The organism is Frateuria sp. Soil773, from assembly GCF_001428405.1.
Lineage (GTDB): Bacteria > Pseudomonadota > Gammaproteobacteria > Xanthomonadales > Rhodanobacteraceae > LMSL01.
The window spans coordinates 528-22,061 of sequence record NZ_LMSL01000038.1; the positions used below are offsets into that span (position 1 = coordinate 528).

At 69.8% G+C, this 21,534-nt stretch carries 20 protein-coding genes; 10 read left to right on the forward strand and 10 right to left on the reverse strand.

The genetic code is table 11. From position 1 onward, the window contains the following. Positions 1 to 36: 36 nt before the first annotated feature. A complete protein-coding gene (locus tag ASG87_RS11600) occupies positions 37 to 405 on the reverse strand; it encodes a Rieske 2Fe-2S domain-containing protein (RefSeq protein ID WP_056005042.1) in 369 nt (122 codons plus the stop codon). 76 nt (positions 406 to 481) lie between these two features. On the opposite strand from ASG87_RS11600, the gene ASG87_RS11605 reads away from it, so the two are divergent. From ASG87_RS11605 to ASG87_RS11620, 4 genes are all read left to right on the forward strand, one after another. Beyond that, complete coding sequence (locus tag ASG87_RS11605) at positions 482 to 760, forward strand: hypothetical protein (protein WP_056005044.1); 279 nt, start codon at positions 482 to 484, stop codon at positions 758 to 760. Positions 761 to 830: 70 nt separating this feature from the next. Beyond that, positions 831 to 1,718, forward strand: a complete 888-nt coding sequence (locus tag ASG87_RS11610; protein WP_056005046.1) for a methylated-DNA--[protein]-cysteine S-methyltransferase — start codon at positions 831 to 833, stop codon at positions 1,716 to 1,718. A gap of 134 nt (positions 1,719 to 1,852) precedes the next feature. After that, entirely contained in the window at positions 1,853 to 2,764 is a 912-nt protein-coding gene (yedA, locus tag ASG87_RS11615) for a drug/metabolite exporter YedA (RefSeq protein WP_056005049.1), read from the forward strand. A 131-nt stretch (positions 2,765 to 2,895) separates the two neighbouring features. Next, on the forward strand, positions 2,896 to 4,287 hold the full coding sequence (locus tag ASG87_RS11620; protein WP_056005051.1) for a TIGR00366 family protein: 1,392 nt from the start codon (positions 2,896 to 2,898) through the stop codon (positions 4,285 to 4,287). 95 nt (positions 4,288 to 4,382) lie between these two features. Here ASG87_RS11620 and ASG87_RS11625 read toward each other — a convergent pair whose 3' ends face one another. The 4 genes from ASG87_RS11625 to ASG87_RS11640 form a co-directional block, all read right to left on the reverse strand. Further along, positions 4,383 to 5,690 carry an ABC transporter permease gene (locus ASG87_RS11625; RefSeq protein ID WP_056005053.1) on the reverse strand — a complete coding sequence of 436 codons (1,308 nt, stop codon included), beginning with the start codon at positions 5,688 to 5,690 and terminating at the stop codon, positions 4,383 to 4,385. Between the two features lie 10 nt (positions 5,691 to 5,700). Next, complete coding sequence (locus ASG87_RS11630) at positions 5,701 to 6,867, reverse strand: ABC transporter permease (RefSeq protein WP_056005055.1); 1,167 nt, start codon at positions 6,865 to 6,867, stop codon at positions 5,701 to 5,703. Positions 6,868 to 6,877: 10 nt separating this feature from the next. After that, positions 6,878 to 7,564 carry an ABC transporter ATP-binding protein gene (locus ASG87_RS11635; protein ID WP_056005057.1) on the reverse strand — a complete coding sequence of 229 codons (687 nt, stop codon included), beginning with the start codon at positions 7,562 to 7,564 and terminating at the stop codon, positions 6,878 to 6,880. Positions 7,565 to 7,633: 69 nt separating this feature from the next. Continuing rightward, on the reverse strand, positions 7,634 to 8,875 hold the full coding sequence (locus ASG87_RS11640; RefSeq protein ID WP_056005059.1) for an efflux RND transporter periplasmic adaptor subunit: 1,242 nt from the start codon (positions 8,873 to 8,875) through the stop codon (positions 7,634 to 7,636). On the opposite strand from ASG87_RS11640, the gene ASG87_RS20505 reads away from it, so the two are divergent. Together ASG87_RS20505 and ASG87_RS11645 are read left to right on the forward strand one after the other, a co-directional pair. Then, positions 8,816 to 8,962, forward strand: coding sequence for a hypothetical protein (locus ASG87_RS20505; RefSeq protein ID WP_162258363.1), 147 nt, complete (start codon positions 8,816 to 8,818; stop codon positions 8,960 to 8,962). The genes ASG87_RS11640 and ASG87_RS20505 overlap by 60 nt on opposite strands. Positions 8,963 to 9,128: 166 nt before the next feature. Further along, on the forward strand, positions 9,129 to 9,815 hold the full coding sequence (locus tag ASG87_RS11645) for a fumarylacetoacetate hydrolase family protein (RefSeq protein ID WP_056005061.1): 687 nt from the start codon (positions 9,129 to 9,131) through the stop codon (positions 9,813 to 9,815). A gap of 102 nt (positions 9,816 to 9,917) precedes the next feature. On the opposite strand, the gene ASG87_RS11650 is transcribed toward ASG87_RS11645, so the two are convergent. Both ASG87_RS11650 and ASG87_RS11655 read right to left on the reverse strand, forming a co-directional pair. Beyond that, positions 9,918 to 10,529 carry an NAD(P)H-dependent oxidoreductase gene (locus tag ASG87_RS11650; protein WP_056005063.1) on the reverse strand — a complete coding sequence of 204 codons (612 nt, stop codon included), beginning with the start codon at positions 10,527 to 10,529 and terminating at the stop codon, positions 9,918 to 9,920. Between the two features lie 93 nt (positions 10,530 to 10,622). Continuing rightward, a complete protein-coding gene (locus ASG87_RS11655; RefSeq protein ID WP_056005222.1) occupies positions 10,623 to 11,480 on the reverse strand; it encodes an NAD(P)H-binding protein in 858 nt (285 codons plus the stop codon). A gap of 215 nt (positions 11,481 to 11,695) precedes the next feature. Between ASG87_RS11655 and ASG87_RS11660 the strand changes: the two genes are divergently transcribed. From ASG87_RS11660 to ASG87_RS11675, 4 genes are all read left to right on the forward strand, one after another. Continuing rightward, on the forward strand, positions 11,696 to 12,670 hold the full coding sequence (locus ASG87_RS11660) for an AraC family transcriptional regulator (RefSeq protein WP_056005065.1): 975 nt from the start codon (positions 11,696 to 11,698) through the stop codon (positions 12,668 to 12,670). A 139-nt stretch (positions 12,671 to 12,809) separates the two neighbouring features. After that, positions 12,810 to 13,217, forward strand: a complete 408-nt coding sequence (mscL, locus tag ASG87_RS11665; protein WP_056005066.1) for a large-conductance mechanosensitive channel protein MscL — start codon at positions 12,810 to 12,812, stop codon at positions 13,215 to 13,217. Positions 13,218 to 13,360: 143 nt separating this feature from the next. Then, positions 13,361 to 14,800, forward strand: coding sequence for a M20/M25/M40 family metallo-hydrolase (locus ASG87_RS11670; protein WP_056005068.1), 1,440 nt, complete (start codon positions 13,361 to 13,363; stop codon positions 14,798 to 14,800). 245 nt (positions 14,801 to 15,045) lie between these two features. Beyond that, positions 15,046 to 16,392: a PAS domain-containing methyl-accepting chemotaxis protein gene (locus ASG87_RS11675; protein WP_056005071.1), complete on the forward strand. Its 1,347-nt coding sequence runs from the start codon at positions 15,046 to 15,048 to the stop codon at positions 16,390 to 16,392. A gap of 19 nt (positions 16,393 to 16,411) precedes the next feature. Here the strand turns inward: ASG87_RS11675 and ASG87_RS11680 are convergent, their stop codons facing one another. The 3 genes from ASG87_RS11680 to ASG87_RS11690 form a co-directional block, all read right to left on the reverse strand. Further along, positions 16,412 to 19,513 carry an efflux RND transporter permease subunit gene (locus ASG87_RS11680; protein WP_056005073.1) on the reverse strand — a complete coding sequence of 1,034 codons (3,102 nt, stop codon included), beginning with the start codon at positions 19,511 to 19,513 and terminating at the stop codon, positions 16,412 to 16,414. An 18-nt stretch (positions 19,514 to 19,531) separates the two neighbouring features. After that, on the reverse strand, positions 19,532 to 20,653 hold the full coding sequence (locus tag ASG87_RS11685; RefSeq protein ID WP_056005074.1) for an efflux RND transporter periplasmic adaptor subunit: 1,122 nt from the start codon (positions 20,651 to 20,653) through the stop codon (positions 19,532 to 19,534). A gap of 403 nt (positions 20,654 to 21,056) precedes the next feature. Next, positions 21,057 to 21,512, reverse strand: coding sequence for a MarR family transcriptional regulator (locus ASG87_RS11690; protein WP_056005076.1), 456 nt, complete (start codon positions 21,510 to 21,512; stop codon positions 21,057 to 21,059). Between the last annotated feature and the right edge of the window lie 22 nt (positions 21,513 to 21,534).

The window sequence follows — 21,534 nt, forward strand, 5'->3', positions numbered from 1 at the left end:
AAGATCCGAGCAAGGCAAGCTGGGTAGATCAGGAGATCAAGCGCCGTCTGCATCCGGTACCGATCCGGCAGCGAGCAGCACCTCGCCGTTCTCCACCGTCACGGGCACCGCGCGCAGGCGATCGCCACGGCAGGGCCCGCCCACGCATTCGCCGTCCGTCGTGCGGAAGCTGGCGCCGTGCACGGCGCAGACCAGCGTGCCGCGGGTGACCAGGAACTTGCCCGGCGCCCAGTCCAGCCGTCGTCCCGCGTGCGGGCAGACATTGAGCCAGGCGCGCGCGCCGTCGCCTTCGCGCAGCACGATAAGGCTTTCCTCGCCGTCGGCCAGCACGGCGTCGACGGCGGTCGCCTCGCCATCGGGAATCTCCTCGAGCCGGCACAGCAGGCGGGAAGTCACGGTATCCATCGGCACTTGTCTCGAGGGCCGCAAAGCCCCATCGTTGCACACGTAAGTCGTTGATTTTACCACACGGATTTTTAACATGCGCTTCGTCCTGCCTCCCATGCACCGCCACCGCCATCCGCTTGCGCGCGTCCTGTCGCTGATCCTCGGCCTGGCCGTGATCGGCGTGCTGCTGGTGTTCGGCTTGGTCGTGGCCGGGGTGCTGCTGGTGGGCGGCGGCATCCTGCTGGCGTTGCGCCAATGGAAGCGGGGCCGCGTCGCCGCCGGTCGGCCCGCGGCGCAGCCCGCCCGCCACCAGCCGGAAGTGCTGGAAGGCGACTTCGTGGTGATCCGCCAGGGCCGCCCCGTCGCCCACTGAGCGCAAGAAGCGGATGGCCGCGCCAGCGGCCGCCGCCCAGACTGCGGGCATGCCCTGACGGAGGCCCGCCATGAATGCCCGGATGACCCGCGCCGACCACCCGCTCGAACACGTCCGCCGCCTGCTCGAACAGGCCGAGACCGCGCCGAGCCTGGATTCGCTCGCCGCCGCGGTATCGCTCAGCCCCAGCCACCTGCAGCGCATGTTCCGGCGCCGCTACGGCATGAGCCCGGCCGAGTACCACCGCGCGCGGCGGTTCGGCCAGTTCAAGGCGGCCCTGCGCGAAGGCGCGGCGGTGACCGATGCGGTGTACGACGCCGGCTTCGGGTCCGGCAGCCGCGTGTACGAGCACAGCGACCACCTGCTCGGCATGACCCCGGCCAGCTACCGCGCCGGCGGCGCCGGCGCCAGCATCCGCTACACCACCACCGATACCCCGCTGGGCCGCCTGCTGGTGGCCACCACCACGCGCGGCATCTGCGCGGTGACCCTGGGCGGCGGCGACGCCGAGCTGGAGCAGCGCCTGGCCGCCGAGTTCCCGCAGGCCGAGCGCACGCGGGTCGATGCCGGCCGCGAGGAATGGCTGGATGCGGTGATCGCCCGCATCGCCAACGAGCTGGGCTGGAGCGACGAGGCCGTGCCCGCGATGCCGCCGCTCGACATCGCCGCCACCGCCTTCCAGTGGCGGGTGTGGAACGCGCTCACCCGGATTCCCGCCGGCGAGACGCGCAGCTACGGCGAGCTGGCCGCCGAGCTGGGCAGCCCGAAGGCGGCGCGGGCGATCGGCAATGCCTGCGGCAACAATCGCCTGGCCCTGATCGTGCCCTGCCACCGCGTGGTGCGCGAGGACGGCAGCCTGGGCGGCTGGCGCTGGGGTGTGGAACGCAAGCGCGAGCTGCTGGCGCGCGAGCGCCGGCACGCCGGCCGCGAAGCCGGGGCCGGGGCCGGACACGGCTGACGGCGAGGCTTGAACGCCGTTCAAGCGAGCCTTTCCGAATGCTCGCTACCGGGCCGGCGGCACGCGCCGTATCGTCGGCCTTTGCGTAGAATCGTGCGCACATCGGCCCCGCGATGTCCCTCCCAGGTTCCGCCATGAACGACACCACCACCGCTGCCGGCGCCCCCGCGCGTGCGCTGGACGATCCCCGCGTGCTGATCCCGCTGGCGCTGTTCGCGCTGTACGTGATCTGGGGCTCGACCTACCTCGGCATCCGCTTCGCGCTGGAAAGCTATCCGCCGTTCCTGCTGGCCGGCCTGCGCTTCCTGTGCGCCGGCATCGCGCTGTACGGCTTCCTGCGCTGGCGCGGGCTGGCCGCGCCGACCCGCCTGCAGTGGCGCAATGCCGCCATCACCGGCGTGCTGCTGCTCGGCTTCGGCAACGGCCTGGTGTGCTTCGCCGAGGAGCGCGTCAGTTCCGGCATCGCCGCCGTGGCGGTGGCCAGCATGCCGCTGTTCGCCGCGGTGTTCTCCGGCCTGTACGGGCAATGGCCGAACCGGCGCGAGACGGTGGGCCTGCTGATCGGCTTCGCCGGCGTGATCGTGCTGAACCTGGGCAGCGGCCTGTCCGGCTCGCGCATCGGCGCGCTGGCCCTGATCGTCGCGGCGATGAGCTGGGCATTCGGCTCGGCCTGGAGCCGCCGGCAGGACATGCCGGCCGGCCCGATGAACACGGCGGCGCAGATGCTGTGCGCCAGCGTCGCCCTGCTGCTGGTCGGGTTCGGCAGCGGCGAGCACCTGCCGGCGCATCCGACCGCTCGCGCCACGCTGGCCGTGGCCTACCTGGCGGTATTCGGCTCGATCATCGCGTTCAGTGCGTATCTCTACGTGCTCAGGCACGCACGGCCGGCGCTGGCGACCAGCTACGCCTACGTGAACCCGCCGGTGGCGGTGCTGTTCGGCGTGCTGCTGGCCGGCGAGCACGTGGGTCCGTTCGACCTGGCCGGCATGGCGATCATCCTGGTGGGCGTGGGCGTGATCACCCTGGCGAAGCTGCGCAAGGGATAGCGCGCGCCGCTCCGGCCCTGCGGAGGCCGGATGTTTCGACCTTCGTCGCCTTGCCCGCGCCCTGGGCGCGCGCGACCATGTCCCGATCACCGACCGGGACATCCCGCATGAACGTAGCAAGAGAAGGCCTGATGGCGCGCGCCGCACTGCGCAGTGCGGCATGGTCGGAATGCTGGTTTCCAGATGCCTGGGTGTTCGCCGCGCTCGGCGTGGTCATCGTGGCGCTGGCCGCGCTGGGCTTCGGCGCGACGCCGACGGTCACCGTCAACGCCTTCGGCGACGGCTTCTGGAGCCTGATCCCGTTCACCATGCAGATGGCCTTCGTGGTGATCGGCGGCTACGTGGTCGCCACCGCGCCGGTGGTGGCACGCTTTATCGATGTGCTGGCGCGGGTACCGCGCAGCGGCCGCGGCGCGGTCTGCTACGTGGCCCTGGTCAGCATGCTCGCCTCGCTGCTGTCGTGGGGCTTCTCGCTGGTGTTCGGCGGCCTGCTGGTACGCGCGCTGGCGCGGCGCGGCGACCTGCGCATGGACTACCGCGCCGCCGGCGCAGCGGCTTACCTCGGCCTCGGCGCGATCTGGGCGATGGGCTTGTCCTCGTCGGCCGCGCAGTTGCAGGCGAACCCGAAGAGCATGCCGCCGGGCCTGCTCAACATCACCGGCGTGCTGCCCTTCGGCGAGACGATCTTCCTGTGGCAGTCGGTCGTGCTCACCGCCAGCCTGGTGGTGGTGTCGCTGCTGGTGTGCTGGTTCACCGCTCCCTCCGACCGCAACGCCCGCACCGCGCAGGATTTCGGCGTGACCGACTCAATGGCGACGCCTGCACTGCCGCCGCGCACGCGCCCAGGCGAATGGCTGGAATACAGCCCGCTGCTGTCCGTGCTGATCGGCCTGCTCGGGCTGGGCTGGCTGGGCCATGAGTTCGTCGCCAAGCCGGCAGTGACCGCGATCGCCAACCTCAACACCTACAACTTCCTGTTCCTCACCGTGGGCCTGCTGCTGCACTGGCGGCCGCGCAGCTTCCTCGACGCAGTGGCGCGCGCGGTGCCGAGCACGGCCGGCGTGCTGATCCAGTTCCCGCTGTACGGCGGCATCGCCGCCCTGCTCACGCATGCGCCCGGCAGCGGCGGCGAGACCCTGGCCCACCACCTGTCGCAGTTGTTCGTGCGCGTCGCCTCCACCGACAGCTTCCCGGCGGTGATGGGCGCCTACTCGGCGGTGCTGGGCTTCTTCGTGCCCTCGGGTGGCGGCAAGTGGCTGGTCGAGGCGCCGTACGTGATGCAGGCGGCGAACGACCTGCACGTGCACCTGGGCTGGGCGGTGCAGGTGTACAACGCGGCCGAGGCGCTGCCGAACCTGATCAACCCGTTCTGGATGCTGCCCCTGCTCGGCGTGCTCGGCCTCAAGGCGCGCGACGTGGTCGGCTTCACCTTCATGCAACTGCTGGTGCACGTGCCGCTGGTGCTGGGCATGCTGTGGCTGCTGGGGCTGACGCTGAGCTACGTGCCGCCGGTGATGCCCTGAAGGAGGAGCGGGCGGAGAGGAGCGACAAGTGAGATTGGTATGCCCAATGCCCGCCGATCGCCTGCTCCACCCGCTCCCGCTTTTCCGGCCGGCCTCTAGAGTTCGCGCAAGGCCGTGGTCACCGGCAGGCGCGCCGCGCGTACGGCAGGGAACAGGCCGCCGATGAAGCCGATCGCCAGCGCCCACTTCAACCCGGTCCACAGCAACGCGGGCGTCACGGCCAGCTCGAAGCTGAGCTTGCCGACCGAGCCGCCGGCCAGCGTGGAGGCGCTGTAGCCGTTGAACACCAGCCAGGCGAACAGGCCGCCGATGACGCCACCGAGCAGGGCCAGCAGCATCGTCTCCAGCATCACCGCCACCACCACCGGCAGGCCGCGGAAGCCGATCGCGCGCAGCGTGGCGATCTCGCGGGCGCGGGCGGCGACCGCGGCGAACATGGTGTTGAGCGCGCCGAACATCGCGCCGATCGCCATGATCATGCCCACCGTGATGCCGATCGCGCGGATTACCTTGGTCATGCCCTCGGACTGCTTGCTGTAGTAGTCGAGCGTGGTGCTGACGTCCACCTTGAGCTGCGGATTGGTCTCCAGCGCGGTCTTGAACGCGGCGAATGCCCCGGGGTCGACTAATTTCACGGTGACCGAGGCGCGGCTGCTGCCGCGGCGATAGGTGTCGGCCACCACGTCGGCGTCGCCCCACACCTCCGAGTCCATCGCGTCGCCCGCGGCGAACACGCCGACCACGGTCCACGACTGGCTGCCCAGGCGGACCTCGTGGCCCGGCTCCAGGCCGGCGAACTGCTTGGCGGCGCCCTGGCCGACGATCAGCTCGCGCATGCCGGGCCTGAACGTGCGGCCCGTCACGATCTTCACGTTCGGCCGCACCGCCCAGGCCTGCTCGCCGATGCCACGCAACTGTACGCTGCCCTCGTCGTCCGCGCTGCCGCTCTTGATCGGCAGGTTCGCCGCCACCACCAGTTCAGGCGAGGCGATCGGCTGCCCCTTCGCGTCCTTGGCGATGCCAACAGCCTGCGGGATCAGCACCACGCTGTCGCGGCCGAGCAGCGACATCACCTCGGAGGCCGAGGCGCCGCGCATCACGATCGCGGTGTCGGCGCTGCCGGTCTTGCGCAACGTCTCGCCGTAGCCCTCGCCCATCGCCAGCAGGGCCACCAGCACGCCGACCACTCCGGCGATGCCGATCACGATCACCGCCGAGGAACCCAATCGCTGGCCCAGCGTGCTGATGCCCACGCCGGCCACCGACGCCGCCTGCCTGCCGCGGCGGGTAAACAGCATCCAGCCGGCGAACAGCACCGCCAGCGCCACCACGCCGTACCACGGCAGCACCACCCACACGGCCAGCACCGCCACGAGCAATACCAACAGAAGAAAAGTCACCATGTCGTCCTCCTCAGCGCCCGGCCAGCGCGTCGACGATGTTCAGGCGCATCGCACGCATCGCCGGCAGCAAGCCGACCAGCAGGCCGATCGCCACCATCAGCAGCAATCCGTGCGTCCAGATGCTGGCATCGACCGGCGCCATCGGGATGGCTCCGCCCATCGCACTCTGCAGGCCCTCGATCACTAGCATCGCGATGGCTAGACCCAGCACGCCTCCGAGCAACAGCAGAAGCACCGATTCGGCCAGCACCATCGACATCACCGAGCGGCTGGAAAAGCCGATCGTCTTCAGCACCGCCAGCTCCGACGTGCGTTCGCGCACCGCCTGCATCATGGTGTTGCCCGACAGCAGCAGCAGCGTGAAGAACACCGCGCCCATGATCGAGGTGACGATCAGGCCAACGTCGGCCAATTGCTTCATCCACGAGGCCGTGGCCGCCTCCTCGGTCTGCGTACGCGTCTCGTGGTCTGAGTTGGCCGAGATCGCGTCGATCGCCTTGGCCACGCGGTCGGCCTGGTTCACGTCGGCCACGCGGGTGACGTACCAGCCGACCTGGCCGCGGTTGTACGGCGTGGTCTCGTCGAAGTACTTCCAGTGCAGCAGGAACATCTGGTCGTACCAGCCGCCGGCCTTCTTGTCCTTCGAGTGCATGATGCCGACGACATCGAACGTCCAGTTCTTGCTGCCCTCGCGGTTCGGGAAGATGGTGGACTGCAGCGGGATCTTGTCGCCCACCTTCCAGTGGAAGCGCTCGGCCAGCTTCTCGCCCACCAGCACGCCGGTGCGAGTGTCGTCGAACGCCTTGCGCTCGGCCGCGCTCACCTCGATCTCCGGGTACAGGTCGATGTAGTTCGGTTCCACCGCGAAGCTGAAGACCTGGTTGTGCGGGTCCTGGTAGGCGCCGCCGAACCAGTTGGCGTAGGTCACCATCTTCACGCCGGGCACCTGCGCGATCCGTGCCTCCAGCGATTGCGGCAGGGTCTGGATGAAGGACAGCTTCGAGCCGGTCTGCAGCCGCTGCGCGCCGTTTGCGCTCTTGCCGGCGTCGTCGAAGCCGGTGCGCACCGCGTCGAGCAGGCCGAACAGCAGGAATGCCGCGATGATCGACACCAGGGTCAGGATCGTGCGGGTCTTGCGCCGGAACAGCGCCGCCCAGATCAGGTGAAGGTATTTCATCGCCGCCTCCTCAGGCCGTGGCCTGCTCGACCAGCGTGCCCTTGTCCAGGTGCAGGGTCTGGTTCGCGTACTCGGCGGCCTTCGGGTCGTGGGTGACCATCACGATGGTCTTGCCGTGCTCGCGGTTGAGCGTGCGCAGCAGGCCGAGCACGTCCTCCGCCGACTGGCGGTCGAGGTCGCCGGTGGGCTCGTCGCAGACCAGCAGGGTGGGATCGGACACGATCGCGCGGGCGATCGCCACGCGCTGCTGCTGGCCGCCGGACAGCTCGCTCGGCTTGTGCGAGCCGCGCTCCTGCAGGCCGACCAGTTGCAGCGCGATGGCGGCGTTCTTCCTGCGCTGCGCCGCGGAGAGCTTGGTCAGCAGCAGCGGCAGTTCCACGTTGCGCTGCGCCGACAGCATCGGCATCAGGTTGTAGAACTGGAACACGAAACCCACGTTGGCCGCGCGCCACTTCGCCAGCGCGCCCGCGCCGAGCTGGTCGATGCGCTGGCCGCCCACGGCGATGCTGCCGCCGCTGGCGCTGTCCAGGCCGCCGATCAGGTTGAGCAAGGTGGTCTTGCCCGAGCCGGACGGCCCCATCAGCGCGAGGAAGTCGCCCTCGGCGATGTCCAGGTTGATGTGGTGCAACACCTCGACTTTCTGCTTGCCGCGCTCGTAGACCTTGGAAAGATCGCGAATCTCGATCAGATTGCCCATGCCATGTCCTCTTCAGTTGGGCCGGGGATCGTCGAACCGGAAGGGTCGACCGTCCATGCCGCGTTGCCGTTACTTGCCCGTTTCCTTGACCAGCACCGCCGCGCCGTCGCGCAGCGTATCCGGCGGCGATACCACCACCCGGTCGCCTGCCTGCACCGCCGCCGGCAGCAGTTTCATCTCGCCGTAGTCCTGCGCGACCGGCGCCACATCGCGCCGCACGGCCTTGTCGCCGGCGACCACGAACACCACGTTGCGGCCGTCGCGCTGCGCGATCGCCTTGGCCGGCACCAGCACGCCCTTGGGCGCCTGCGTCGCCACCGCCGCCTTCTGCTCGAGGAAGGACACCCGCACGCCCATGTCCGGCACGATGCGGGCATCCTTCTGCTCCAGCGCCACTCGCACCTTCACCGTGGCCTTGCCGCGATCGGCGGCCGGCACCACGGCGATGACGTGGGCGGGGATCCTCCAGTCGGGGTAGGCGTCGAGCACCGCTTCGGCCGGCATGTCCGCCTTGACCCGGCCGATGTACGCCTCGTTGACGTCCACGTCCACTTCCAGCGAATCCATGTCCACGATCGTGCCCACGCCGGTGCGGGTGAAGCCACCGCCGGCGGACAGCGGCGAGACGATCTCGCCGACCTGCGCGTCCTTGGTGGTGATCACGCCGCCGAACGGTGCATGCACCACGGTGTAGTCGAAATTGACCCTGGCCTCGGCCGCCTGCGCCTGCGCCACCAGCGCCTGCTTGCGCTGCGCGTTGAGTTGCGCCTCGGTGCTGACTGCGGTGGTACGCGCCTGCTCGGCCTGCTGCTTCGATACCAGCCCGCGCGCGGCCAGAGATTGCAGCCGGCTGGCGTCGTGCCGCGACTGGTCCGACTGCGCCTGCAACTGGGCCACCTGGGCCTGCGCGGCCTGTACCCCGGCCAAGGCCGCATCGAGGCTTGCGCGATAGGCGCTGTCTTCGAGCCGGGCCAGCACCTGGCCCTTGCTGACGCGATCGCCTTCCTCGATCAGCACCGCGGTGAGCGTGCCGGTGATCTGCGCCGATACCGTCGCCTGCCGGCGCGCGGTGACATAGCCGGTGGCCTGCAGCACGGCGCCGGCCTCACCGCCGCTGGCCGGGGAAACCGCCGTGGCCGTCTGCACCTCGATCGCCCGATGGCCCAGCACCCACCAGCCGATGCCACCTGCCGCGGCCAGTACCAGCATGATCGCGCCTACGATCCACGGCCAGCGGCCCGGACCCTGCCCATGCTCTTCGCGCTGGCCACGCTCGATGCGCAGCTCCTTCAACAGATGCCCGTTATCCACGCCGACTCCCTTGTCCCCACGGAAGGAGGAATGATGGCCGACGAAGCCTCGCACCGCCAGAGCCATGGCATCAACCATCGAAAGTGACAGGTGTCACCCAGCTTGGCGGCCACTGATGGCGATGCATGCTGAAGGCCCGATTGGGGTCGTACGGCTGCGCAACGATGCAGAAAGCCGCCGTCACCTTCCTCCGTCCCAGGCGTCGTTGCCGGGCAGCGGGCAACGGCACGGCCGGCTGGGATACCCTAGGCGGATGGACTACGCCATTCCTCTCCCCGCCTGCCCCAGCCTGCCGGTCGCCGGCAGCGCGCAACGCTTTCCGGTCCGCCGGGTGTTCTGCATCGGCCGCAACTACGCCGACCACGCGCGCGAGATGGGCGCCACGGTAGACAAGGACACCCCGATGTTCTTCTGCAAGCCGGCCGACGCGGTGGTGAGCGACGGCGCCGACGTGCCCTATCCGCAGGCCACCGCCGACCTGCACCACGAGGTGGAGATGGTGGTCGCGCTGGGCCGCGGCGGCCGCGACCTCGCCCCGGCCGAGGCGCTGGACCTGGTCTGGGGCTACGGCGTGGGCCTGGACCTGACCCGCCGCGACCTGCAGGCGCAGGCCAAGGCCAAGGGCCATCCGTGGGACGTGGCCAAGGGCTTCGACCATTCCGCCCCGGTCTCCGCGCTGCGCCCCGCGGGCGAGGCCGCGCCGGGCACGGACACCGTGCTGCGCCTGAGCGTCAATGGCGAAGTGCGCCAGCAGGCCACGCTGGGCGAGATGGTGCACGACGTGCCGCACATCATCGCGGCATTGTCCGCGCTGTTCGAGCTGAAGGCGGGCGACCTGATCTTCACCGGCACGCCGGCCGGCGTGGCGGCCCTGCAGCGCGGCGACCGCTTCCATGCCGAGCTGGCGGGGATCGCCGAACTGGACGGCCGGATCGCCTGAGCGCCGCCGCGACGGGCTGATTCCACCGTACGCCGGGTAAGGCGCGCCGATGCCGGAACCATCGGTCGCCTGATGGCCCGGCCAAAAGCCCGGTGCGCCGTCTCAGGCATCCGGATGCGAGGCTTGCCGCAGCGCCTGCGCCGCGAGCGCCTCGGTGTCCGCCAGCCAGCCCCGGCGCTCGTCGGGGGAACTGGTGGCGACGACGCCGAAAAGGCGGCGCACGACCTGCCGCACGCCGCAGTAGTGCAGCAGGCAATCGCACCAGATGCGTTCCAGCGGATCGCCGAACACGGCGCGCTCGCGCTCGGCCGGCGTGTTGCCGGTATTGACCACGAGCGCGGCCTTCGCCTTGAGCAATCCGACCGGCTCGTCGCCCATGTCCTCGCCCTTGGCGAAACCATGGGCGGCGCCGGGCGCGAACACACGATCGATCCAGCCTTTCACGATCGCCGGCGGCGCGCCCCAGCAATTGGGATGGACGACCGCCAGCAGGTCGCAGTCGAGAAGCTGCGCAACATGGACCTGGACCAGGGGATCGGCCGAGGCCTCGCCGCGCGCTTCGGCGGCGGTGAGCCGCGGATCGAATCCTTCCTGCACGAGGTCGTGAAACGCCACCTCGCAGCCTGCCGCCCGCCATGCGCCGGCGATCGTCCCGGCAATGGCGTGGTTGAAGCTTTCAGGGCAGGGATGGCCCATGACGACCAGCGCTTTCATGCACGCTCCCGATTGGCGAAGGGTGCCAGTATGCCGCCCGCTCCACCGGCCCAGCAGCGCGGGTTGCTCCGGCATGGCGGTGTACGAGGTCACTCACCGCACGAAGTCCGGCTTCGCATCGCCTGCCGCCCAGACGCCGACCGCCGCCGCGTCGCGCGCGAAGTCCGCGAAGTCGCGGGGCTTGCGGCCGAGCGCACGCTCGATGTCGCCGGTGGGCTTCGCGTTGCGGCCGTCGAGCACTTCGGTGAACAGGTAGCCCAGGAAACCCACGATCTCCTGCGGCATGCCCTGGGCCACGGCCTCCGCCGCGTACGCGTCCATCGATACCAGCTGATAATGCAGCTCGCGGCCCGATGCGCGGGCGATCTCCGCCACCGCCTGCGCGAAGCTCAGCGCGCGCGGGCCGGTCAGTTCGAGCACCTGGCCGAGATGCCGGTCGTCCGTCAACGCGGCCACGGCCACGTCGGCGATGTCGTCGGCATCCACGAACGGCTCCGGCACGTCGCCCACCGGCAGCGCCAGCGTGCCGGCGAGCAGCGGATCGAGGAAGAAGCTTTCGCTGAAGTTCTGCATGAACCAACTGCAGCGCAGCACGGTCCAGTCCGTGCCCGAAGCCTGGAGCGCACGCTCGGCGTTCTGCGCCTCCTCCTCGCCCCGGCCCGACAGCAGCACCAGCCGGCGCACGCCCAGGTCGAGCGCCTGCGCGGCGAACGCGGCAATCGCGTCGGCGGCGCCCGGCGCGGCCAGGTCCGGATAATAGGAGACATAGGCGGATGACACGCCCCGGAGCGCCCCCGCCCAGGTACCGCGGTCTTCCCAGTCGAAGCGCGGCTCGCCCGAGCGCGAACCGCCGCGCACCGCGACCCGGCGCGCGCGCAGGCGCTCCACGATGCGGCGACCCGTCTTGCCGGAGCTGCCCAGCACCAGCGTCGTCTGTGTCGTATCGGTCATGCGGTTCGTCTCCATCGAATGAGGTTTGGGTTGAGGGGCTGAGGTTCTTGCATCGGTACTTTGGGATGGCAGCGGAAGACGATCCATGACCCGGCATCGCGTTCTTTTGCCTGATCGTCCAGAGCTTGTCGTCCAGGCGCGTCGTCCGGCTCCGGCGCGCCGCCGACGGCCCGCGGCCGATTGGACGAAACGCCGATCGCGCCCATACTTCGTGCATGCGTCCCCCCACGCCCTGGTCTCCAGCCGATCCGCTCGACGAAGCGCTGCATCTCCTGCGCATGAGCGGCGTGTTCTATTGCCGCTCGGAGTTCGCCGCGCTGTGGGGGCTGGCGCTGCCGCCGCTGCCGCAGCACCTGATGTTCCACGTCGTCACGGCCGGAACGTGCTGGCTGAAGGTCGGCGGCTGCCCGCCCCGCCAGCTCCACCCGGGCGATTTCGTGCTGCTTCCGCACGGCACCGGCCATGAGCTGGGCGATGTGCCGGGAACGCACTGCGAACCGCTGTTCGACCTGCCGCGCGAGAAGGTCAGCGAGCGCTACGAAGTGCTGCGCCACGGCGGCGACGGCACACCGGCGCACCTGATCTGCGGCGCGGTGCGATTCGACCACGCCGTGGCGAAGCAACTGGTCGACATGCTTCCGCTGACCCTGCACATCAGCCCTGCGAAAGACCCGTCGTTGTCGTGGATGTCGGACCTGCTGCGCTTCATGGCCGCCGAGGCCCGCAACCTGCGTCCGGGCGGCGACGCGATCGTTTCGCGCCTGGCCGACATCCTGGTGATCCAGGCCATCCGCTCCTGGATCGAGACCGTTCCCGGCACCCAAGCCGGCTGGTTGCACGCACTGCGCGACCGGCAGATCGGCCAGGCCATCGCCCTGATCCACCGCAGGCCGGAACAGCCATGGACGCTGGCCTCGCTGGCCGAGGCCGCGGCGATGTCGCGCTCGGCCTTCTCGGCGCGCTTCACCGCGCTGGTCGGCATGCCGGCGATGCAGTACGTAGCGCAGTGGCGCATGCAAGTCGCCCTCACCAGCTTGCGCGAACGCAACGTGCCGGTGGGCACGCTGGCGGGAAACCTGGGCTATCAGTCGGAAGCGGCCTTCACCCGCGCCTTCAAGCGGCATGTCGGCATGTCGCCGAGCGCCGCACGCACGGCCCGCGACGCGGACGCGGCGACCGGCCGCGGGTAGCCCCGTCGCAAAACGCGAAATGGCGGGAACGCCGAGTGCGCATCGCCCGGATCGCGGCGCCTCGCATCGCTGTCGCGCCTTCGCGCGCTGCGCTAGAGTGGCGCCTGCCATCCGGCAGACCTACTAGGGAGGGAAAGGCATGAGCATGCTCAAAGAATTCAAAGAATTCGCCATGCGCGGCAACGTTATCGACCTGGCCGTCGGCGTGGTGATCGGCGGCGCGTTCGGCAAGATCGTCACCTCGCTGGTGGACCAGATCATCATGCCGCCGATCGGCCTGCTTACCGGCGGCATCGATTTCGCGCAGCTGAAGTGGGTGCTCAAGCCGGCCGACAACAGCGACCCGGCGCACAAGGTGGCCGAAGTGGCGATCCAGTACGGCGCCTTCATCAACACCCTGATCCAGTTCCTCATCATCGCGTTCGCGATCTTCCTGATGGTCAAGGCGGTCAACAAGCTCAGCCGCAAGCAGGAAGCCGCGCCCGCCGCACCGCCGGCCGACGTGGTGCTGCTGACCGAGATCCGCGATCTACTGAAAAAGCAGTAGCGAGTGAGGAGGAGTGAGGAGCGAGAGAGAGCCGGTCTCACCTCTCACTTCTCTCCTCTCACTCCTCGCCCACCCATGACTTCTGGCCTAAGCGGCGTGTAACGGCCGCGCCATAATCGGGGTTTCCCCAGCGGAGTCCCCCGATGCGCCGTCTCCCCCTCTCCCTGCTGGCCGGCAGCCTGCTCCTGGCCACCGGCATCGCCAGTGCCGCGGACTCCACCACGATCCCCGCCGCGGCCGTAAAGACGGCCGAACAACTGCGCGACAAGGCCCTGCGCGACGACACCGGCTACAAGATCGTCGAATCGCTGACCACCGAGGTGGGCGCCCGCATGGCCGGCAGTCCGGCAGACCAGCGCGCGCGCGACTGGGCGGTGGCCAAGTTCAAGGCGCTCGGCTTCGACAAGGTCTACACCGAGCCGGTCACCTTCCCGCTGTGGGAGCGCCGCAGCGAGCATGCGCAGATCGTCGCCCCGTTCCCGCAGCCGCTGACCCTGACCGCGCTGGGCTACTCGCCCGCCACGCCGAAGGGCGGGCTCACCGCCGAGGTGGTGAAGTTCGGCAGCCTGGCCGCGCTGGAGGCCGCCGACCCGGCCACGATCAAGGGCAGGATCGTCTACGTCGACTTCCGCATGCAGCGGCACAAGGACGGCCACGACTACGGCATCGGCTCGCCGATCCGCGTGCAGGGCCCGGTGGTGGCGCAGGCCAAGGGCGCCGTCGGCTACCTGCTGCGCGCCGCCGGCACCGATCCGCACAGCCGCACGCCCAACACCGGCGTCACCGGCTTCCGCGACCAGGCCAAGGCGATTCCCGCCGCGGCGCTGGCCAATCCCGACGCCGACCAGCTCGACCGCGTGCTCGCCTACGGCAAGCCGGTCAGCGTGAAGATGGAGCTGGATTGCGGCATCGCCGGCGAATACACCGGCGCCAACGTGATCGGAGAGGTCACCGGCAGGAAATATCCCGACCAGGTCGTCGCCATCGGCGGCCACCTGGATTCGTGGGACCCGGGCACCGGCGCCATCGACGACGCCGCCGGCGTGGCGATCGCCATGGCCGCGGCCAAGCTGATCGGCGACCTGCCGCAGCGCCCCGACCGCACCATCCGCGTGATCGCCTTCGCCAACGAGGAGATGGGCCTGTGGGGCGGCCGCGCCTATGCCGACAGGCACGCCGGCGAAGTCGCCAAGTTCCAGCTCGGCACGGAATCGGACTTCGGCGCCGGCAAGATCTGGCGCATGACCGCCAGCGTGAAGCCGCAGGCGCGCGGCGCCATCGGGCAGATCGCCAAGGTGCTCGCGCCGGTCGGCGTGGCCTACGACGCGAAGCGTCCGGGCGGCGGCGGCTCCGACCTGTCGCAGATGCACGGCAAGGGCATGGCCGCGCTCAGCCTGACCCAGGACGGCACCAGCTACTTCGACTGGCACCATACCGCCAATGACACGCTGGACAAGATCGATCCGAAGGAGCTGGCGCAGAACGTGGCCGTGTACGCGGCGTTCTCGTACATGGCCGCGCAGGCCGACGGCGACTTCGGCTCCGCGCCGGGCGCCTTCGCCAAGGACGGCGCCGAGGACTGACCGGGAGCCAAGCGCCCGGCCCATCCGGGGCGGCCTGCGGGCCGCCCCTTTTTCGTGCCCGCGCCACACGCCCGGCGCGCCCTAAAGTTCGCCCGCGCCGGGCCGCTACAGCGCTTGGTATCGCCATCGGCCCGAAGCGCCGGCGGCGCGGTACGCCGCTGCCGGCGCTGGGAGGCGCGACGCAGCGGTGGCGGCAATGGACATCTCCCGCAGGAAGACCTTCACGTCACCAGGGAATCTCTGCCATGAAGCATCCAAGGACCCTGCTTGCCAACCTCCTCCTCCGCCGGCATTCGCGCACCGAGCTGGAAGGACAGATCCGCGCCTTGCACGCAGCGCAGGCGATCGTCGAGTTCGGCCTCGACGGCGTCATCCTCGACGCCAACGACAACTTCCTGCGGGCGTTCGGCTACGACCGCGCGGAAGTGATCGGGCGGCATCACCGCCTCTTCGTCGATCCGGCGGAAAGCGAGAGCGAAGGCTACCGCGAATTCTGGCGCGCGCTGGGCCAGGGGCAGCACCACAGCGCCCTGTTCCGGCGGATCGGCAAGGACGGGCGCGAGGTATGGATCCAGGGCAGCTACAGCCCGGTCCTCGACCGGCGCGGCCGCCCGCGCAAGGTGATCAAGCACGCCGTCGACGTGACCGCGCAGCGCCTGCGCAACGCCGACATGGAGGGGCAACTGGCCGCGATCGACCGGGCGCAGGCGGTGATCAGCTTCGACCTCGACGGCATCATCCTCGACGCCAACCCGAATTTCCTCGCCACGCTGGGCTACGCCCGCGAGGAAGTGGTCGGCCGGCACCACCGGCTGTTCGTCGCCCCCGCCGAGCGCGAGAGCGAGCAATACCGCCAGTTCTGGGCGCGCCTGCGGCGCGGCGAATACGACGCGGCGCTCTATCGCCGCGTGCGCAAGGACGGCAGCGACGTGTGGATCCAGGCCTCGTACAACCCGATCTTCGATGCGGCCGGACGACCGTTCAAGATCGTGAAGTACGCCACCGATGTGACCCGGCAGACCCTCGCCGCGCAGGTGTTGCAGCGGTCGCTGGGATCGCTCTCCGACTCGGTGCCGGCGATCGCCGGCGAGGCGCGGACCGCCAACCGGCTGGCCAGCGAGGCCAACGGCAGCGCCAACTCCGGCGGCATCCTGGTCGAGCGGCTGGTGGACACCATCGGCGACATCAATCTGCGCGCGCAGAGCATGGCCGAGATCATCGGCGTGATGGACGACATCACCTTCCAGACCAACATCCTGGCGCTCAATGCCGCGGTCGAGGCCGCGCACGCCGGCGCGCACGGGCGCGGCTTCGGCGTGGTCGCCCAGGAAGTGCGCGCGCTGGCCCAGCGCAGCGCGCAATCGGCCCGCGACATCCGCGAACTGATCCAGAACACCATCGACGCGCTGGCCGAGGGTAGCGACAGCGCCCGGCAGGCCGGCGCGGCGATGCGTGCCATCGTGGACGCCACGGCCCAGGTGAACGAGCGCGTCGACCAGATCGCGCGTGCCGCGCACTCCCAGGCCGGCGGCATCGCCGAGGTCAGCGACGCCATCCGCGAACTGCGGCTGGGCGCCGCGACGGCCGCCTGACGATCCCGGCCCCGGCGGCTCAGTGCGGGGCGGCGCCCGCCGGTGCGCCGGGTGCGCGCGCGAAACGCCGCTGCACGCGGTCCATCCACAGGTAGATCACCGGCGTCAGGTACAGCGTGAGCACCTGCGACACCACCAGGCCGCCAACCACGGCCAGGCCGAGCGGGCGCCGGGTCTCCGCGCCCGCGCCGATGCCCAGCGCGATCGGCAGCGTGCCGGCGAACGCCGCCATGGTGGTCATCATGATCGGGCGGAAGCGCACGCGGCAGGCGTCGAAGATCGCCTCGGCCGGCGCCATGCCCTCGTTGTTCTGCCGTTCCAGCGCGAAGTCGATCAGCATGATCGCGTTCTTCTTCACGATGCCGATCAGCATCACGATGCCGACGAAGGCGAACAGGTCCAGCGAGGCGCGGAACAGCACCAGGGTCAGCAGCGCGCCGACCGCCGCCGCCGGCAGGCCGGACAGGATCGTCAGCGGATGGATGAAGCTCTCGTACAGGATGCCCAGCACCAGGTAGATCACGAACACCGCCAGCAGCAGCAACAGGCCCATGCCCTGCATCGAGTCCTGGAACGCCTGTGCGGTGCCCTGCACGCTGCCGCTGATCGTCGCCGGCAGGCCCATGCCGTCCATCGCCTGGTTCATGCTCGCCACCGCGTCGCTCAGCGATACGCCCGGCGCGAGGTTGAACGACACCGTCACCGCCGGCAACTGGCCCTGGTGGTTCACCGTGAGCACCTGCGGCTTGCGCGCGAAGCTGGCCACCGTGTCCAGCGGCACCGCCTTGCCGCTGCTGGAGGTGACGTAGAGCCGCGACAGCACCGCCGGATCGTCCTGCAGCGAGCGCTCCACCTGCAGGATCACCCAGTACTGCGTGGCCGAGCCGTAGATGGTGGAGATCTGGTTCTGCCCGAACGCGGCGCCGAGCGCGCTCTGCACCTGCGCCATGGTCAGGCCCAGCGGGGCCAGCTTGTCGCGGTCCACGTCCACCATGATCGAGGGGCTGTTGAGGTCAAGGTCGTTGGTCACGTCCTGGAAGCCGGGCAGCCGCGCGAACGCCTGGGTCACCTTGCCGGACCAGTCGTACAGCGACTGCAGGTCGATCGATTGCAGGGTGTACTGGTACTGCGCCTTGCTCTGCCGCCCGCCGACCTGGATCGCCGGGGGATTCTGGATATAGGTGCGGATACCTTCGACCTTGGCGAATTTCTTCCGCAGCTCCTGGATGATCCCGTCCGGGGCGAGCCGGCGCTGGTCGGCCGGCTTCAGCAGCAGCAGGATCGAGCCGTTGTTGATGGTGGAGCGCGAGCCGCCGGCGCCGACGCTGGACATGTAGCCGGCGATGTTCGGATCCTTCGCGACGATCTCCGCCAGCCGCTGCTGGCGCGCCACCATGCCGTCGAACGACACGTCCTCGGGGCCTTCGGTGTTCACCCGCAACTGGCCGGTGTCGCCGGCGGGGATGAAGTCCTTCGGCGCGACGACGAACAGCAGCGCGGTCGCCAGCAGGCTCACCGCGAAGCCGGCCAGCACCAGCCGCGGCCGCGCCATGCACCAGCGCAGGCTGGCGGTGTAGCCGCGCTGCACCGTGCCGAAACCGCGGTCGAAGCCGCCCACCAGCCAGTTCTTGTTCTCGTGGTCGTGCGCCCGCACGAAGCGGCTACACAGCATCGGCGTCAGCGTGATCGCGACCACGCCAGAGATCAGGATCGCCACGCTGATGGTCACCGCAAACTCGTGGAACAGCCGGCCCACGATGCCGCCCATGAACATCACCGGGATGAACACCGCGACCAGGGACAGCGTCATCGAGAAGATGGTGAAGCCGATCTCGCCGGAGCCCTTCACCGCCGCCTCGTACGGCGGCATGCCCGCCTCCATGTGGCGCACGATGTTCTCCAGCATCACGATCGCGTCGTCCACCACGAACCCGACCGCCAGGGTCAGCGCCAGCAGCGAGAGGTTGTCCAGGCTGTAGCCGAGCGCGTACATCACGCCGAACGTGCCGATCACCGAGATCGGCAGCGCCACCGCCGGGATCAGGGTGGCGGACAGGTTGCCGAGGAACAGGTAGATCACGAACACCACCAGCACGCCGGCCAGCAGCAGGGTGAACTGCACGTCGTCCACCGAGGCGCGGATCGACTGCGAGCGGTCGTACAGCGTCTCCAGCTTCACCGACGGCGGCAGGCCGGCGCTGAAGCCCGGCAGCACCGCCTTGATGCGGTTCACCGTCTCCACCGTGTTGGCGCCGGGCTGGCGCTGGATCGCCAGCACGATGGCGCGCTCGCCGTTGTACCAGCTTGCCTTCTGGTCGTCCTGCACGCTGTCGGCGGCATGGCCGACGTCGCCCACGTGCACCGGCGCGCCGTTGCGCCAGGCCACCACCACGCCGTTGTAGGCCGGCGCGCGCAGCAACTGGCCGTCGCTGCGGATCGGCAACTGCTGGCGGTGGCCGTAGAGCGAGCCGGTCGCCTGGTTCACGTTGGCGTCGGCGATCGCGTCCTGCACCTGGTCGATGCCGATGCCGGCGGCGGCGAGCCTGTCCGGGTCGACGCTGATGCGCACCGCGTACTTCTGCGAGCCGTACACGTTCACCTGCGCCACGCCGTCGACCATCGACAACTGCTGCGCCAGCTCGGTCTCGGCGTACTCGTCCACCTGCGGCAGCGGCAGGGTGGACGAGCTCATCGCCAGGTACAGGATCGGCGCGTCGGCCGGGTTCACCTTGCGGAAGGTCGGCGGCGTGGTCATCTCCTTCGGCAACTGGCGCAGCGCGGAGGAGATCGCCGACTGCACGTCCTGCGCGGCCGCGTCGATGTTGCGGTCCAGCTCGAAGGTCAGCGTGATCGAGGTGGAACCGAGCGCGCTGGTCGAACTCATCGAGCTGATCCCGGCGATGGTCGACAGCTTGCCCTCCAGCGGGGTGGCGACCGCCGAGGCCATCGTCTCCGGCGAAGCGCCCGGCAGGCTGGCGCTGATGCTGATGGTGGGGAAGTCGACGTTGGGCAGTTCGTTCACCGGCAGCCGCGGATAGGCGACGATGCCGAACACCAGCAACGCCGTCATCAGCAGCGTGGTCATCACCGGCCGGCGGATGCAGAGCTGGGGCAGGTTCATCGGTTCGTGCCCATGCAATCAGCCGCCCTGCCTGACGGTGACGTGGCTGCCGTCGACCAGCAGCATCTGGCCTTCGGTCACCACCCGTTCGCCGGCCTTGAGCCCCTGCGTGACGATGATGCGGTTGCCGGTGCCCGGGCCGGTCGTCACGTAGCGCTGGCCCACCGTGCCGTCCGCGCCGAGCACGAACACGAAACTGCCCCTGGACGAACTCTGCAGCGCCTGCACCGGGATGCTGATCGCCTTCGCGATGCGCGTGGTCGGCAGCGTCACCTGCACGAACTGCCCCGGCGTCAGGCGCTGGTCGGGGTTGTCGAAGCGCGCCTTCAGCACGATCGTGCCGGTGGTGTGGTCCACCGCGTTGTCGACGAATTCCAGCGAGCCGGCCAGCGGCTTGCCCGCGTCGCCGGGGATCGTCGCCTGCACCGCCACCGCGCCGCGCCCCAGCGAGGCGCGCACGGCGGCCAGGTTCCGCTCGGGGATGTTGAAGGCGACGCGGATCGGCTCGACCTGGTTGAGCACCACGATGTCGGTGCTGTCGGCGCTGACCTGCGCGCCCGGCCACGCCAGCGGCGCGCCGGTGACGCCGTCGAACGGCGCCACGATGCGCGCGTAGTCGAGCTGGGTCTGCGCCAGCTCCTGCGCGGCGAGGTCGCTCTGCAGCGCGGCCTTGGCCACTGCCAGGTTGGCCTGGTAGGTGTCGAAGTCGGCCTTGGAGACGTAGCCCTTGGCGAGCATGTCGGCATAGCGCCGCTGGTCGGCCTGCGCCTTCTGCAACTGCGCCCGGTCGCGCGCCACGCTGCCGCGCGCCTGGTCCAGTTGCGCCTTCAGCAGGCGCGGGTCGATCTGCGCCAGCAACTGGCCCTTGCGCACGCGCGAGCCGGGCTCGAAGGCGAGGGTTTCCAGTTGCCCGGTGACGCGCGCGCGCAGGGTCACGGTCGACCAGGCCTCGGCGCTGCCCACCAGCTTCAGCGAAAGGTCGATGTCGCCCTGCTCCGCGGTGGCCGCCTGCACCGGCACCGGGGCGGCGGCCGGCTTGCCGCCCTGGGCGCCGCGCGACGGTGGCCGGGCGAAGTAATGCACGCCCAGCGCGACCAGCAGCAGGGCGACGAGAACGAGGGCGATTTTCTTCGGGGACATGCTTCGCTTCGCTGTGATGGCGCCGTGCCCCGCTTCCGCATGGGCAAGCCGCGTCGGGCGTACGTGGGGCCGGCGCCGCGGCGGCAAACCAGTGGAAACGCGGCAGGCCGGCTCCGGTTTACCTGACACGGCAGCTTCCCACTATGCCGGCGCCGCCGCACCGGATGGAGGCGACGAATGGCACTGGCGCGTGCCGCTGCCTTGGCACTTGTTCAAAGCCTCCAAGAACCTGTCACGGTCCATCGGTCGGTCCAACCGACGCATCGTCATTCCTGCGAAAGCAGGAATCCAGTGATGGTTTCTTCGAAAACCCAACGACGCTGGATTCCTGCTTTCGCAGGAATGACGAGCAGGCACATCGCGTCGCGGTCCCTGCCCGGCGAATGGATTCCGGACAAGGACCCTACGTCGCGTCGTCGTCCGACTGCTCCAGCGCCTGCAGGTTGTCCTTGATCCGGCTGATCACCGCCAGCGCCTGCTCCAGTTCGGCGGCCTCGATCCCGACCGTGGCGTCGCGGCGCAGGCCGCGCCCGATCTCCTGCATGTCGTCCACCACCGCGCGCGCCTGCGCGGTCAGGTGCAGGCGCCAGGCGCGGCGATCCTTCGGGTCCGGCCGGCGCTCGACGAAGCCGGCGGCCTGCAGGCGGTCGATCACCCGCCCCACCGCGATCGGTTCCATTTCCAGGAACTCGGCCAGCTCGTTCTGGCGCAGGTCCTCGCGATGGTGCAGCATCTTGATCGCGCGCCACTGCGCGCGGGTCAGGCCGAAGCGCACCGCGCGGCGATCGAAATGCTTGCGGAACAGCAACGTCACGTCGCTGAGCAGGTAGCCGAACGGAATGTCCTCCGGTCTGGTCATAGTTGTCTCGCCCTCCACGTCC

What these genes read in the sequence shown, in the direction of transcription:
- ASG87_RS11600 (WP_056005042.1), bottom strand. Translation starts at nt 405, where the DNA reads ATGGATACCGTGACTTCCCGCCTGCTGTGCCGGCTCGAGGAGATTCCC.
- ASG87_RS11605 (WP_056005044.1), top strand. Translation starts at nt 482, where the DNA reads ATGCGCTTCGTCCTGCCTCCCATGCACCGCCACCGCCATCCGCTTGCG.
- ASG87_RS11610 (WP_056005046.1), top strand. Translation starts at nt 831, where the DNA reads ATGAATGCCCGGATGACCCGCGCCGACCACCCGCTCGAACACGTCCGC.
- yedA (WP_056005049.1), top strand. Translation starts at nt 1,853, where the DNA reads ATGAACGACACCACCACCGCTGCCGGCGCCCCCGCGCGTGCGCTGGAC.
- ASG87_RS11620 (WP_056005051.1), top strand. Translation starts at nt 2,896, where the DNA reads ATGGCGCGCGCCGCACTGCGCAGTGCGGCATGGTCGGAATGCTGGTTT.
- ASG87_RS11625 (WP_056005053.1), bottom strand. Translation starts at nt 5,690, where the DNA reads ATGGTGACTTTTCTTCTGTTGGTATTGCTCGTGGCGGTGCTGGCCGTG.
- ASG87_RS11630 (WP_056005055.1), bottom strand. Translation starts at nt 6,867, where the DNA reads ATGAAATACCTTCACCTGATCTGGGCGGCGCTGTTCCGGCGCAAGACC.
- ASG87_RS11635 (WP_056005057.1), bottom strand. Translation starts at nt 7,564, where the DNA reads ATGGGCAATCTGATCGAGATTCGCGATCTTTCCAAGGTCTACGAGCGC.
- ASG87_RS20505 (WP_162258363.1), top strand. Translation starts at nt 8,816, where the DNA reads ATGCTCTTCGCGCTGGCCACGCTCGATGCGCAGCTCCTTCAACAGATG.
- ASG87_RS11645 (WP_056005061.1), top strand. Translation starts at nt 9,129, where the DNA reads ATGGACTACGCCATTCCTCTCCCCGCCTGCCCCAGCCTGCCGGTCGCC.
- ASG87_RS11650 (WP_056005063.1), bottom strand. Translation starts at nt 10,529, where the DNA reads ATGAAAGCGCTGGTCGTCATGGGCCATCCCTGCCCTGAAAGCTTCAAC.
- ASG87_RS11655 (WP_056005222.1), bottom strand. Translation starts at nt 11,480, where the DNA reads ATGACCGATACGACACAGACGACGCTGGTGCTGGGCAGCTCCGGCAAG.
- ASG87_RS11660 (WP_056005065.1), top strand. Translation starts at nt 11,696, where the DNA reads ATGCGTCCCCCCACGCCCTGGTCTCCAGCCGATCCGCTCGACGAAGCG.
- mscL (WP_056005066.1), top strand. Translation starts at nt 12,810, where the DNA reads ATGAGCATGCTCAAAGAATTCAAAGAATTCGCCATGCGCGGCAACGTT.
- ASG87_RS11670 (WP_056005068.1), top strand. Translation starts at nt 13,361, where the DNA reads ATGCGCCGTCTCCCCCTCTCCCTGCTGGCCGGCAGCCTGCTCCTGGCC.
- ASG87_RS11675 (WP_056005071.1), top strand. Translation starts at nt 15,046, where the DNA reads ATGAAGCATCCAAGGACCCTGCTTGCCAACCTCCTCCTCCGCCGGCAT.
- ASG87_RS11680 (WP_056005073.1), bottom strand. Translation starts at nt 19,513, where the DNA reads ATGAACCTGCCCCAGCTCTGCATCCGCCGGCCGGTGATGACCACGCTG.
- ASG87_RS11685 (WP_056005074.1), bottom strand. Translation starts at nt 20,653, where the DNA reads ATGTCCCCGAAGAAAATCGCCCTCGTTCTCGTCGCCCTGCTGCTGGTC.
- ASG87_RS11690 (WP_056005076.1), bottom strand. Translation starts at nt 21,512, where the DNA reads ATGACCAGACCGGAGGACATTCCGTTCGGCTACCTGCTCAGCGACGTG.